Annotated in this window: 10 protein-coding genes; 6 read left to right on the forward strand and 4 right to left on the reverse strand. The window is 48.9% G+C overall.

The window, feature by feature from the left end; translation table 11 throughout:
• Position 1: 1 nt before the first annotated feature.
• Positions 2 to 952 (reverse strand): hypothetical protein, encoded by a 951-nt coding sequence (locus LZG74_RS21975; protein WP_233798639.1) that lies wholly within the window; start codon positions 950 to 952, stop codon positions 2 to 4.
• A complete protein-coding gene (locus tag LZG74_RS21980) occupies positions 952 to 1,974 on the reverse strand; it encodes a hypothetical protein (protein WP_233798640.1) in 1,023 nt (340 codons plus the stop codon). The genes LZG74_RS21975 and LZG74_RS21980 overlap by 1 nt, the downstream gene beginning before the upstream one ends.
• Before the next feature lie 285 nt (positions 1,975 to 2,259).
• Between LZG74_RS21980 and LZG74_RS21985 the strand changes: the two genes are divergently transcribed.
• From LZG74_RS21985 to LZG74_RS22010, 6 genes are all read left to right on the forward strand, one after another.
• On the forward strand, positions 2,260 to 2,829 hold the full coding sequence (locus LZG74_RS21985) for an RNA polymerase sigma factor (RefSeq protein ID WP_233798641.1): 570 nt from the start codon (positions 2,260 to 2,262) through the stop codon (positions 2,827 to 2,829).
• Between the two features lie 78 nt (positions 2,830 to 2,907).
• Positions 2,908 to 4,092, forward strand: a complete 1,185-nt coding sequence (locus LZG74_RS21990) for a FecR family protein (RefSeq protein ID WP_233798642.1) — start codon at positions 2,908 to 2,910, stop codon at positions 4,090 to 4,092.
• A 198-nt stretch (positions 4,093 to 4,290) separates the two neighbouring features.
• Positions 4,291 to 7,827, forward strand: coding sequence for a TonB-dependent receptor (locus tag LZG74_RS21995; protein ID WP_233798643.1), 3,537 nt, complete (start codon positions 4,291 to 4,293; stop codon positions 7,825 to 7,827).
• A gap of 26 nt (positions 7,828 to 7,853) precedes the next feature.
• A complete protein-coding gene (locus tag LZG74_RS22000) occupies positions 7,854 to 9,296 on the forward strand; it encodes a RagB/SusD family nutrient uptake outer membrane protein (protein WP_233798644.1) in 1,443 nt (480 codons plus the stop codon).
• 11 nt (positions 9,297 to 9,307) lie between these two features.
• Positions 9,308 to 10,543, forward strand: coding sequence for a M14-type cytosolic carboxypeptidase (locus LZG74_RS22005; RefSeq protein WP_233798645.1), 1,236 nt, complete (start codon positions 9,308 to 9,310; stop codon positions 10,541 to 10,543).
• Between the two features lie 4 nt (positions 10,544 to 10,547).
• Positions 10,548 to 12,056 (forward strand): PQQ-dependent sugar dehydrogenase, encoded by a 1,509-nt coding sequence (locus tag LZG74_RS22010; protein ID WP_233798646.1) that lies wholly within the window; start codon positions 10,548 to 10,550, stop codon positions 12,054 to 12,056.
• Between the two features lie 81 nt (positions 12,057 to 12,137).
• Here the strand turns inward: LZG74_RS22010 and LZG74_RS22015 are convergent, their stop codons facing one another.
• Both LZG74_RS22015 and LZG74_RS22020 read right to left on the reverse strand, forming a co-directional pair.
• Positions 12,138 to 13,355 carry an ATP-binding protein gene (locus LZG74_RS22015; protein ID WP_233798647.1) on the reverse strand — a complete coding sequence of 406 codons (1,218 nt, stop codon included), beginning with the start codon at positions 13,353 to 13,355 and terminating at the stop codon, positions 12,138 to 12,140.
• 10 nt (positions 13,356 to 13,365) lie between these two features.
• A complete protein-coding gene (locus LZG74_RS22020; RefSeq protein ID WP_233798648.1) occupies positions 13,366 to 14,160 on the reverse strand; it encodes an alpha/beta fold hydrolase in 795 nt (264 codons plus the stop codon).
• Positions 14,161 to 14,249 lie beyond the last annotated feature (89 nt).

Consider the following 14,249-nt stretch of genomic DNA (forward strand, 5'->3'; position numbering starts at 1 on the left):
ATTACTTGCCGAGACGGAGCAAAGCACCCGCGACCTTTTCCGTATGCTCGTCCCTCGCTTTCCCTTTCAAATGATACACCGTGTCAAAACACAGGCTGTCCGCATATACCGACTGCCCGGGTTCGGATAAGATAGGTGCTTTCAAATGCTTTTTATAACGCTCATTAAGCTTCCCCACCGCCACGGCTGAGTTTTTATAAAAGCTTTCGGCTATCGTGGGATACAGAAAATAGGCCTTAGCCCCTTTCTGTCTGAACCGCTCCGTAAAGGCATTCATTGTCTCAGCCTGCCCTTCGTACGGGAAAAGGCTCGTCGTGTTCGGGCCCGCATCCACTGTGCGGGTAATGTTGTTGAGATGGCTGACGATATCGCCCTGCGGGGTAAATGCTTTGCGGAAATAAATAGCGTAAGGATCTGCGACCGTGGGATTCTGCAGAATAATCTCGATACTTAACGGTGCCTGCAAACGATGCAAAAACTGCGCTTTCCATTTCTCTGCCAAGCCATCCTTGTAAGTAACAAAATGCTTGTCCTCCGGCACAAAATCTACAACAGACAGTTGCGACTCCACATCCCCTTTGGGAAAAACATCATATTCAAACGACATAATCACAATGTCTCCCTTGTTGATGTAGCCCAGCGCGTCGGACAAAATAAAGTCGATGCCGAGCGGCGCCAGCAGGGCCATATTGACCACCGGCATTCCGGTCATTTTGCTCAGCTTGGCGGAATTGATGCCAAAAGCCAGGTTTGAGCCTCCTACCAGGATTATTTTGGGAGAAGAAATTGACTTTGCATAAGCATGTTTGTCTATCAGCGCAGCTGTAAATGCATTTTTGGCATAATAGGCCGTGATCACACGGTAGGTTAATTCAATAACACTGAGAACAATCAGGGCTAGTATGACGGATCTGAACAGCAATTTCAAGCCACGGTTCAAGGTGCTCTGCATTATTTTTTAACTAAGTTTTTGAAATAGCCGTATGTATGGATAACAGACAGCCATGCTTTTCTTTTTACGGAATCCACGAAATTGGCCCGGGATACATAGCTGGAAAACCGGATCGGCCCGTAATTTTTCTCAATATATTCCTTAGCTCCTTCCTCCGACTGATGGTACAGGTTCCGGTTGTTGTTTGCCTGGGTGCCGCTGCTTGTGCTGTCAAACGGAGCATGCTTTGTATAATCTTCCAAAGTGATATGCTTGAAACGGTATCCTTTCTGGTAAACATCGTGTGACCACAGCGTTGCCGTATCAGTCCCGCCCCAGTTGCCTCCATAGCAGCCAATGTTACCATTCGGAACCGTTTCCTTCTGGTAACTTTCCACATTAATCATCGCACAGTATTCGTTCAACCGGCATTCCGGCAAAATATGCACCCGGCCGCCTTTAATCACGTTCTTCTGTATCTGCTGGCGTGGCGTGGCATAAGCCTCGGTAAGTTCCATCGCCTCCTCGTAAGATGGCACATATTCCTGGAATATAAACGGGTTGCATTTATTCCCCCAATCCCGTCCAGCCGGGCAACTCCAGCATTGGCCGATCGACCCCATACCGATCAGATTCTCAGGCCCGTTCATCATTTGTTCCAGCATCACGCCGATCATGTCGTCGTGGAAGAGCATATCATTGTGCATGATGCACATAAATTTCTTATCGGTCGTTTCCAGCGCATACTGGTACATAATGCTTTGTCTCCACCGCGCATCGGTTTTTGCACGTTCCAGGTCCATCACACCCAGGCCCAGATGGTGGTGGGGATATTGGATAACGAGGCGCACATCAGGGTCATTCCGGAAGTAATCAATTACTTTGAAAATCCCGACATAATCTTCGTGCGGCTGCTTGCGTTCACGGGAAATATAGATCTTGTCGATGTATTGTCCACTATGCTGAATGAGCGACTTAATTGTCACAATGGTTTGATAGGGTTTGCCGTAGAAAGCAATGCCAACATCAACTTGGGGTCTCATAAATCTGTTTTTGGAAATGTAGTAAGTAAGAGTTGCCACGTTGAAGGACAGCTCAAATTTTGAGCGAAAATAGAAAAAAAAACGCTACCGCCTTCATGCCTGTCCACAGCGAGTGACTTATCGGGATCGGTTGGCAGAGGCAAAAGCGGATGTTATGGTGCGCATTTGCGATTCCATGCCCTGTTTCAATTAGAATTTATAAATTGGATTCTTTGCTTACCTTGAAGCGCTTTTGCAAGAAGCGGAGACTGTCATTTTGTATTACAAAAACCCAATCTACCTCCTTTGGATCAGGACATTGCGCTTTTACTGGCAGTTGCTCAGGGAGATGAAAGGGCTTTCACAGCATTATACAATCGTTACCATCAAAGACTCGCTGTCCACATTTACCGGATCACCAAATCCACCGAGCTGGCCGAAGAAGTCGTGCATGATGTGTTCCTGAAAATATGGCTCAACCGCGAAACCCTCACCGGGATCGGAAACTTCCCGGTGTATCTCTACGTCATTTCAAGGAACGCCGCATTAAATTGTCTGAAAAGAACGGCGCGCGAAAAAGCGCTGACAACCGACCTCGACCCGGCCCTGGACCAGCTGCCGTTAGCTGAGACGAGCGAGGAAGATTACCGTTATATCCTGATAGATGAAGCGATTGACCGGCTGCCGCCCCAGCAGCGTCAGGCCTATCTCCTAGCCCGCCACGAGCGGCTTACGTACACCGAAGTGGCCATGAGAATGGGACTTTCGAAGGAGACTGTCAAAAAATATCTGCAAATCGCTACGGAATTCATTTCGGGATACATTACTAAAAAGCTCATTATCAGTATTTTATTTTTTATTCAAAATAATCTTTAAATTTTACTAAAAAGCATACCCCCTTTTCGGTCGGGGTGATTGTCCTCTAAGCACATACCACAAGTAATGTTGCTGCTGATGGAGAATCCCGAGATGCGTTTGGAGGAATTGTTTAACCGTTACTACAACGGGTTGGCAACAGCTTCGGAAAAAGAGGAATTAATGGCGTTTATACGTTCATCCAAAGACGATGCAGTTCTGGAAAAATTTCTTAAAAAGGGTTGGGAGGAACTGAAACTCAGCGATGGCATTCTTACCAATGAGACAAGCAATGCCATGCTGAGTTCCATCCTCGATGCAACGCCAAAAGAGGAAAAACAAACAAAGGTGATCCGCATAGGCTGGCTTCGGTACGCCGCTGCCGCCGCTGTTTTTGTTTTGATTGGTCTGGGAGCCTGGTGGAAATTAGCTCCTGATCCGGCAACAAAAATCGCTCACATGGCTCAACCTAAGACCAGCGATGTCAAACCAGGCGGCGCCAAGGCCTTACTGACACTCTCGGACGGCTCAGCGATAGAACTAGCCAGCGCAAAAAGCGGCTTCCTGACACGACAGGGCGATGCGGAAGTAAGCAAATCACAGGAGGGAATATTGGTTTATAATGCAAAACCAGGTAATGCAACGGAGAAGGTCAGTATAAACACCCTTTCCACACCCAAGGGCGGACAGTACGAAGTGCTCCTGCCCGACGGAAGTAAGGTCTGGCTCAATGCGTCATCATCCATTCGCTTCCCATCTACTTTTCCTTCCTCGGAACGAAAAGTGGAGATCACCGGCGAAGCTTACTTTGAGGTTGCCAAGGACAAGACCCGGCCATTCCGGGTGAAATTTAATAAATCTGAGGTGCAGGTTTTGGGAACGAGTTTCAACATTATGGCTTACCCGGAAGAAGGGCCGTCCAAAACGACGCTGGTGGAAGGTTCGGTATTTATCAAAAATGTGAACCAAAATACAAAACTCAAACCCGGACAGCAGGCAGCGGTGCTTTCAACAGGAAAGATCAAGACCCGGTACATTGCACTCGATGAGGCAGTTGCCTGGAAAAATGGCATGTTTTATTTCAAAGATGCGAGTGTTGAAGAGGTCATGCGGCAACTTTCTCGGTGGTATGACGTAGAGGTTTTGTATGCCGGAAAGATCCCGGTTCGCCAGTTTACCGGACGCGTATCCCGCCATGTGAACTTGTCGGAAGTGTCGGGAATGCTTCGGTATGCAGGTGTGAACTGCCGCATCGAAGGTTCCAGAATGATCATTGAACCCTGACGCGTATATAGTTAAACGTTTTACATTTTATAAACCCAAACCTTTTCTCATCATGACACGCATTCCAAATTATTCGCCGTGAGCGTAATGCCGTTTAAACAAAAAGGGAAAATGCGCTAACATTTTCCCCGGATGTTCAGGCGCACCACCGAGCTTCTCTTCAAAAGTCAATTTGCTATTCCTAAACTTTACAAATTTATGAAAATAAACTTGTTGTCCGTCCTATGCGGGTACGAGCAGGCGAGCCTTCCTGCAAAAATAGTAACCATTATGACTCGAATTTTCCTTTTGCTCATTGTCACCCTTACCCAGGTCACTGCGGACGGATACAGTCAGAAAATATCGTTTCATGCCCGAAACCTGCCTGTTGAAAATGTCTTAAAAACCATTGAAAAACAGAGCGGTTACCTGTTTTTGTACGACAAACTCGATTTGCCGGAATCACAGAAAGTATCACTCCGGGTAAAAAACGCCAGCATCGACCAGGCGCTTACGACCCTTTTCAGGGACCTGCCGCTGACTTACAAGATTTTCAACCAGAACATTGTCGTAAAAAGAGCGGTAAAAAACGCAGCCAGAGATAACGTGCAGCCGCTGAAAATTCCGGGTATCAGGCAGGATATCAACCTTAATTTAAAAAGCATCGAACCTGTGCCCCAGCCCATCGACCGGCGGATCAGAGGAAAGATCACCGATGAAAACGGCAATGCGTTTCCGGGGGTAAGTGTTTTGGTTAAAAATTCACAAATGGGCACCACTTCGGACGGCAATGGTGAATATCAGCTCATTATTCCCGACGGGGCCACGCAAGCCGGTGACGTGACATTGATCGTCAGTTTTGTGGGTTACAAAAGTCAGGAGGTTATTGCAGGCAGCCGGACGGAGATCAATTTCGGCATGACGGTCGATACCAAGTCGCTGAATGATGTGGTGGTGGTGGGTTATGGAACCCAAAACAAAAGCAGCATCACCGGCTCTGTGGCGTCTGTTCCCATGAAAAGCATTGAAAATCAACCATTAACAAGTCTGGACCAAGCCATGGCCGGGCAGATTGCGGGCGTGAGCGTTTCTCAATCCAAGGGTGCGCCGGGTGGCGGCGTTTCAGTCCGTGTCCGCGGAACAGGTTCCATTGGCGCGGGCAACGAGCCCTTGTATGTGATCGACGGATTTCCGGTTTCAGGGGATTTCAACAGCAGCTTTAATCCCCTTTCGACGATAAATCCCAATGACATTGAGTCCATTGAAATACTGAAAGATGCCTCCGCAGCAGCCATTTACGGCTCGCGCGGAAGCAATGGTGTGGTGCTCGTCACAACCAAACACGGCAAGATGGGCAAGTCGACGATTCAGCTCGACACGTATTACGGCGTGCAGCAGGTTGCCAACAAAATCGATATGCTTAATGCCAGGGAATATGCCGAATTCAACACCGAGGCCAGGAACAATGCATGGGTAGACCGAGGCGGCAAAGCCACCGACCCCAACGACTTACGACCAGCCACACTCCAAATTCCGGAAATGTTCAAAAACCCGGAATCGCTCGGGAAAGGAACAGACTGGCAGGATGAAGTTTTCAGAACTGCACCCATCCAGAACCACCAGCTCTCCGTATCCGCGGGAAGCGAAAAAACGCAGCTGTTTCTTTCCGGGGCATATTTCAAACAGGACGGTGTGGTCATGAACACTGGGTTTGACCGATATTCCGCGCGCATTAACCTCGATCATTCGGTTTCAAAAGCCGTAAAAGTGGGTGTTAACATTGCGCCTTCATTTTCGTCCAACAAATTACTACCCGTCGAAGACCAGGTTTTTACAAGCGGCATCCTGGCATCAGCGCTTTCCATGCCGCCAACCGTCCCCGTTTACAACCCCGACGGCACTTTCACCACATTGTTGGGAACATCCCCTTACAACCTGGGCGTGATCGATAACCCGGTTGCGATTGCAAGTAAGATCAAAGATAAAAAGACCGTTTTCAGAACATTAGGAAACATTTATGCAGAAATCAACATTCTCGAAAACCTGAAATTCAGGACATCTTTCGGGATCGATTACTCCGACGCACGCCAGAACACCTTTTATCCTTCTGACCTCGGAAGCAACGGCGTTCCCGCACCGGTGCAAGCCAGAGCATCCGCCAGCAACGGCAGGGACATCAACTGGCTGAACGAAAACGTGCTGAGTTACAAAAAGACATTTAACGGCAAACACGAATTGGATGTGCTCGCCGGTTTTACTTCCCAAAAAGCGAAATACGAGTATACATCGCTTGCTGCCACGAATTTCCCAACGGACCTGGTGCCTACATTGAATGCAGGACAGGTGACAAGCGGAGGAACAGGCATGTCGGAATGGTCGCTGCTCTCTTATCTGGGAAGGGTTAACTATACTTTCGCGAGCAAATATCTGCTATCGGCCACGGTCCGTCGGGACGGATCGTCACGCTTCGGGTCCAAAAACAAATGGGGAACATTCCCTTCCGCTTCGTTGGGCTGGTATTTATCAGAAGAACCTTTTTTGAGCAGCCAGCACGTTGTTACCGACCTTAAACTGCGCGCCAGTTACGGACTCGCCGGCAATAACACTATTGGAAATTACAGCCAGATAGGCCTTTTGTCCAACCGGCGATACAGCTTTGGCGCGGGGACCGGCAGCGTCGTGTACGGTCTTTACCCCTCTTCAATCACAAACGAGCAGCTGGGCTGGGAAGTCATGCATCAAATGGACATTGGAATCGATTTTGGTATACTCCGCAACCGATTAATGTTCACCATTGATTACTACAATAAAAATACCACCGACCTGCTGCTGAATGTGCCCGTCCCCGCCTCTACGGGTTACGAAACGGCTCTGCAAAATATCGGCAAGCTCAATAACAAGGGCTGGGAATTCAGTGTGAGCACGAAAAACTTTGTGAAAGCATTTAAATGGTCGACCAATTTCAACATTTCGTTCAACCGGAACAAAGTCGTTGCGCTAGGGCCCGAGGGCAACCCGATCATTTCAAAAAGCCCTTCATTTAGTCCCAATACGCACATTACAAAGATCGGCCAGCCGATTGGCAGTTACTGGGGATATGAGGCGATTGGCGTTTACCAGTCCCTGGAAGAAGTGGATAACCTGCCGTCGGTAAAAGGCAGCTCTCGGCCGGGGGATTTGAAATATAAGGACGTGGACGGTGACGGCACCATTACACCCAACGACGTTACCATCATCGGAAACAACCATCCCGACTTCTTTTACGGCATTACCAACAATTTCAGCTTCGGAAGGCTAAACCTGAGCATTCTTGCAGACGGTGTACAGGGACTTGAACTCTTGAACGGTTCGAGGAGAAACCTGGGGCTTGTGAATGGCAGTTACAGCCGCAGGGATGTGTTGGGCAGATGGCAATCTGCCGACAAACCCGGTGACGGACGCACGCCGCGCGCCAACACGGTGGCTACCGGCGGTAATGTGAGCTATGTATCAAGCCTGCTGGTGGAGGACGCCTCGTTTTTCAGGATACGGAACATTAATCTGCGTTATGCGCTGCCGGAAAAGATAGGAAAAGTGGCTTATGCACGTGCTGCTAGCATTAATCTGTCTGTTCAAAACGCATTTACATTTACCAGATATCTGGGGTACAACCCCGAACAAAGCCTGAACGGCAGCAGTTCGCTGACGCCTGGCGTGGATTTCAACGGTTATCCGCTCGCCCGGACATTCACACTTGGATTAAACCTGACCTTTTAATCACCAGCCCTTAAACTGACACGAACATGAAATTAAATGCATATATCCTTTGCGCGCTGAGCATGCTTGGCACCGGCTGTTCGGATTTCCTTGAACTCGCACCCAGGGATGCCACCAACGTGAGCAATTTTTACAGAAACGCGTCCGACATGCAGGCTGCCGTGAATGCGGCGTATGGAATGCTCTCTTCGGCGGGAGAATATGGCTATGCCTATTATAATGTTTCCGAAGTAAGGTCTGACAACACAATGAACTTCGAAGTGGGCGGCAACCTGCCCGACGCTGAGCTGGACCAGTTCAAAATGGCGTCGACGAATGAAATCATCCGGCTCATGTGGATCGACACTTACCGCGGGATCCTGGCTTGCAACACGGTTCTGGATCACATCAATGGTGCCACAATGGACCAGGCGCTGCGCGAGCGCTTTATCGGGGAAGTGAAATTTTTGCGGGCTTTGAAATATTTCAACCTCGTGCGCACATTCGGGGACGTTCCGTTGGTTTTGTCCGAAACAAAGTCCGTTTCTGAGGGTTACAGTCAGTCGAGAGTAGCCAAGGCGGAGGCTTACAATCAGATTATCGCCGATCTGACGGAAGCGGAACAAAAACTTCCCGTCGCTTACACCGGAGCTGACATTGGTAAAGCAACAAAAGGAGCTGCAAAAGCACTGTTAGGCAAAGTTTACCTGACCATAGGTGAATTTGCCAAAGCCAAAGACAAGCTGAAAGAAGTGATCGACCAGGGAAATTACAAGTTGCTGGACGACTACGCTGCACTCTGGCCCGTCGCCAACGCCAACCACCAGGAATCCATTTTTGAAGTTCAGTTTAAAAAAGGCGGAACGGGGACCGGAAGCAGTTTTTATAACAATTTTATGCCGCGTAACTCGGGAACGAATATCATCAAAGTCGGTTTTGCAGGAGGCAGAAACAACCCTACGGCCGATCTGGTGGCCGCGTATGAACCAGGAGATGCCCGAAAAGCCGCATCGCTGGCCACCGGCTATACCGACGCTGCGACCGGAAAGTTCGTAGCCGATCCCTACACATTGAAATACCAGGATACACCTTTTTCCGAAGGCGATGCCGATAATAACTGGACCGTGCTGCGCTATGCGGATGTGCTGCTCATGTACGCGGAGGCGATCAGCCAGGCAGGCAGCGGCCCTACTCCCGAAGCTTACGAAGCCATTAATGCAGTGAGGAAGCGGGCGAAGCTGGCACCGCTGGCGGCAGGCTTGTCGAAAGCCGCGTTTGCGCTCGCCATTGAGCATGAGCGGCAGGTGGAGCTGGCTTTCGAAGGCCACCGCTGGTTTGACCTGGTGCGTACGGGCCGCGAGGTTGCGGTCATGAACCAGCATTTCAAAGCGCCCGTCGTGGCCGAATTCAATGCGGTCTTCCCCATTCCTCAGACGCAGATCGATGTGAACCCGCAGGGGATCAAGCAAAATCCTGGTTATACTTTCTAAAAAGATCTGATATGTTTTTAAAAAATGCTTTCAAGTCGCTGGCCGTTTTCATTTTTTGTTTATTCAAAATCGTTAGCGCTGCCATCGGGCAAACACCCCAGGACAACAAACCTGCGCCTGACGTTTTCATCCATACGGGTTTCGAAAACGCCTCACCGCTCAATTGGGAAGCCGATTCCGCAGGCAGGATCATTATCAGTCTTGTTTATGACCATGAGCGGTTTTCACTCAACCGGGCCAACAACCACTGGCATTTCAAGGTGGAGGCCCCGGTTGGAAAAGAGGTGACTCTGATCCTGCAAAACTTTGACAACATCTGGAACAACATCCACGCCAGCCCCATATCCAAACAGTCGCCGGCCGTCATCTCCTTTGATGGTAAAACCTGGGAAAGCCGCCCTACCGAATACATCGAAGGAAACCGGATGCTGATCAGACTTAAAATGACCGCGCCTAGCGCCTACATTGCCAGCATTGAACCATACCGGATCAGCGACCTGGACAAACTCTTGGCCAGAATCAAAAACCACAAACTGGTAACGATCACGCCTATTGGCAAGACAGCCGAAGGCCGTTCGCTGGAAATCATTAAAATTGGCAACGAGAAGGCACCCAGAAGGATATTCCTCCGCGGCCGCGCGCATGCATTTGAAGCCGGTGGCAACTGGACGCTGGAAGGCCTCATCGACCGATTGTTGAAAGATGATGCCGATATGAAGCTTTATCTCAAGCGTTACTGTGTGTACATTTTGCCTATGACGAATAAGGATGGCGTTGCGCGCGGGAAAACGCGTTTCAATGTGAATGGTTACGACCTGAACCGAAAATGGGACAAGGCAGCCGATTCCCTGATTGCCCCGGAAAATTATTATCTGGAAAAATGGCTAACCAAAATGGGTGCCGCAGGCAAAAAACCAGACCTGGGAATTGACGTCCATAACGATGCGGGTGGTAACCTGCACATTAGCCGCCCCGATGGAGATATCACCACCTACCGGGCCAATATGGCTAGACTGGACAGTCTGTTAAGAAAATACACCTGGTATACCGAAGGCTCCACCAAGCCGGGGTTTCGTAATCCGGGAACATTAGGCGAGGGTTTTATGGAAAGATTTGGTATTGAAGCACTCGTTTACGAGCTCAATTACGAATGGGTGGAAGGCCTCAAAAAGGCTCCGCTAGCCGCAGACTGGCTTTCCCTGGGAGGCAAATTGCCGGAAGTTTTTTACCATTATTTTGAGAAGTAACCGGATGAGAAAACCGATATATATGATAGCCGCGCTTTCGGGCGTGGCTGCATTTGCAATGGCCTCGTTTGGTTACAGGCCAAAACCGGAGCCAGACTTTAAGACAGAAAAATTAGAATTGGATTCAACCATTCTGGATGTTACAACGATTGCTGAAAACCTGAATGTGCCGTGGGAAATGTTATGGGGACCGGATAACATGATCTGGTTTACCGACCACGACGGGAAGGTCAGCAAGCTCAATCCTAAAACCGGCCAGGTCACGGAGCTTTTGCAGATCAAAGATTATTACAGAAAACGCCTTGGACTGATGAGCATGGTCCTGCATCCGGACTGGAAAACGCATCCGCAGGTTTTTATCAACTATTCCCATATCCAGCCCGATTCTGTCATTGTATCAAAACTCGTCAGGTATACTTATAATGGTAAGGCGCTGATTGATCCGGTTTTATTGAAGCAAATTCCAGGCTACCTGGGCCATAATGGTTCCAGGCTAGTGATCTCAAAGGACAGGAAATTACTTTGGGCAACCGGTGATTTAAAACAAAAAGAAACGATTCACGATCCGGCATTCGCGAATGGCAAAGTGCTCCGGCTCAATCTGGATGGCACAATTCCCAATGATAACCCACATCCCGGAAGTGCGTCCTGGGCCATGGGCTTTCGCGTTCCGCAGGGATTGACGTTTACCAAAAACGGCAACCTTTTCATCGCCGAGCATGGCGACGCAACGGATGACGAGGTTAACCTCGTAGTTAAAAATGGCGATTATGGCTGGCCCTACATGGCCGGATTCAGTGATCTGCCGGAGGAAAAGGAACATGCAAAAACCCATAAAAGCACATTTCCTGTGAAAGCCTGGACGCCGACCATTGCGCCGGCCGGAATGGAATATTATGATGGTAACATTCCCGAATGGAGAAATGCATTGCTGCTCAGTACATTAAAGGACCAGAGTCTGCGCATCCTGAAACTGGATGCGGACCAGGAAGAAGTGGTTGCGGAAGACATTGCATTCAGCAAGCAATTCGGCAGGCTCCGCGATGTATGCGTTTCTCCATCGGGCGACATTTACATCTCCACCAGCAACCGCGACTGGAACCCACCAGCGAATTTCCCGCTCAAAACCGATGACCGGATCATTCGGATCAGCAAAAGCGGCGTTATTCCGAAAAGCAGGCGTACCGTTAAAACCAGGCAGGAAACAAGCCATGCAGGCGCTTCTGAATTGTATCAGAACTTTTGCCAGTCGTGCCATAAAGCCGATGGCCGCGGGGTTCTGGGATCATTTCCTTCGCTTGTAACATCTGCCCGGCTATCCGGCGACAATGAAGCACTAATCGCGTTATTACTCAAAGGCTCACAATCAGCCTCCGGAGAAGCAATGCCGGCATTCGGATTCCTGAGCGACGACCAGCTGGCGACCTTGTTATCCTATGCCCGGTCAAATTTTTCAACCAACAAAAACACGGTTAAACCCGACGAAATCAGCCGCGTACGTGCAAATAAATAACATTCCGTCACAGCCGGCAAGCTCGTTTCTGTTCTGGCGATTTCAACAGCCTCTGATGCCGCACAATGAGGCGCACGAATGTTAATTGGTGTAGTCAGCGATTTGCCGAAGAGGTAAAGTAATAATAAAAGTCGTCCCTTCTCCTACCCTGGACTTGACTTTCATTGTTCCGTAATGGCTTGAAATAACCTGTTTGCACAAAGCAAGACCCACCCCCAGGCCCGGTGAATCCGTATTGAGCTTATTCAGCAAACGAAACACATAATCATTAAACTGACTGTCAAATCCAACTCCGTTGTCAGCAAATTCGATCTTGATATGGTCGGTGTATTTGTATTTCGAGGAATGGTTTCGATAAATATTTTCTTCGGAAATGACCGCAGTAACCTCAATGCTCAACGCACGGTCAGGAGCTTTGTTCTCGACGGCATTTTTCAGTAACTCATAAAAAACGCGTTTGATCTGCGTCTGCCTTCCATCAAATTCAGGCAGTTCCCCAATTTTAATGTTAAAATCAATAGCATCTTTTTCCCTCATCAACTGGTTGCGCGCCTCCATGATGAGGTCTGCCGGATTGAGCAAAGTCATCGGATCGGAAGCGTTACTGACCTGCACGAAGTCCAGCATCGAGCCCATCATGGACCGCAGCCGTAGGATTGATTTCTTAATGACAGATAAATGTCGGGCGTCGTCGGTATTCGGGGCAATGTGCGCATTGCGCATGAAGGTGTCGAAAAAGAGGCTTATTTTACGCACGGGCTCCTGCATATCATGCATGAATATCTTCCCCATTTGCAAATACTCCTGACTGCGCTCGCTCAAAATGGAAATTTTCCTGTCAAGCGCAAACTGGTTCGATTCCAGCTCATCTTTGAGCCTGTTCAACATTGCATTTTCATCCAGTGCTTTCTGTTGCACCCGGTTGGTTTCAAGAAGCTGCTCTTCATACTTCCGCCGCTCCCATACGGGCACAAATACGCACACGTAACAAATCGGATCGCTTTCATTCTGTATTTTAGCATTGACCATCACTGGGATAGGGCTGCCAGTCATTGGTTTCAGCGTAAGGAATATTTCACTGACCGTGCCATTTAATTTAAGTAATGGAAAAAAATGGGTTTGGTGAAAGATCCGGCTTGATATGGTTAGTATTTTCTCAATGCTGTGCCCCAGAATCGCATCAGGCTGGTAATTGAGCACTGAGCACAGCGTGCGGTTAGCAAATGTGATCGTCCCGGCTCCATCGAAAACGACGCAGCCGCAGGGTAGGTCTTGTAAAATGTGCTCAGCCTCTCCCAACAGAAATAGTTTATAAATCCAGAAATTCCTCCATCAGCTTCACGGTCTCTTCCGGCGCGCTCAGGTGCGGGCAATGTCCTGTTGCCTGCATGAGCCGGTAAGCACTGTTACCCATTTGCGAGTGCACAAACTCTCCTACCCCCACAGGCGCAATAATATCTTCTGAACACTGCATAATCAGCGTCGGGTGTGTCACATTGGGCAAATCTCTTCTGTTGTCGGATAAGAAAGTGACTTGTGCAAATTGCTTTGCGATAACCGGGTCAGTCGAGCAGAAGCTTTCGGTTAGCTCGGCACCTAGTTCAGGACGGCCCTCGTTTTGCATGATGGCAGGCCCCAGGAAATTAGCCCAGCCAATGTAATTTTTTTCCATCGTTTCCAGAAGCTCCTCAATGTCTTGCTGCTGAAAACCACCGGCATATTCCTGATCGTCAATATACCGGGCGGATGGGCCGATCAAAATCAAACGCTCAAAATATTCAGGTTTTTTTATCGAGGCCAGCACCCCGATCATACTGCTCACCGAATGGCCAACAAAAATGCAGTCGATCAAACCAAGCTCCCGGCAAATATCGATGATATCCTGGGCATAGCCGTTCAGGTTACTATAACGCTCGTAGTTATACGCGGTCACATCCGAATTACCGCTTCCAACGTAGTCAAACAGCACAATTTTGTAATCCCTTTCGAATGCGGGCCAGATGTAGCGCCACATGTTCTGCCCACATCCGAAGCCATGTGCAAACACCATCGCTTGGTTACCCTGGCCAAATATCCTGACGTTATTCCTCTTTCTTACATTCATTTTGAGCCTAAAACCCAAATATAGGCTTTAAGGCTCAAAATATTAGGTCTGCTTACCAAATTGCCGAAACAAGATGTAAAGCAGACCCA

Source organism: Dyadobacter sp. CY327 (genome assembly GCF_021390415.1).
Classification (GTDB): domain Bacteria; phylum Bacteroidota; class Bacteroidia; order Cytophagales; family Spirosomataceae; genus Dyadobacter; species Dyadobacter chenhuakuii.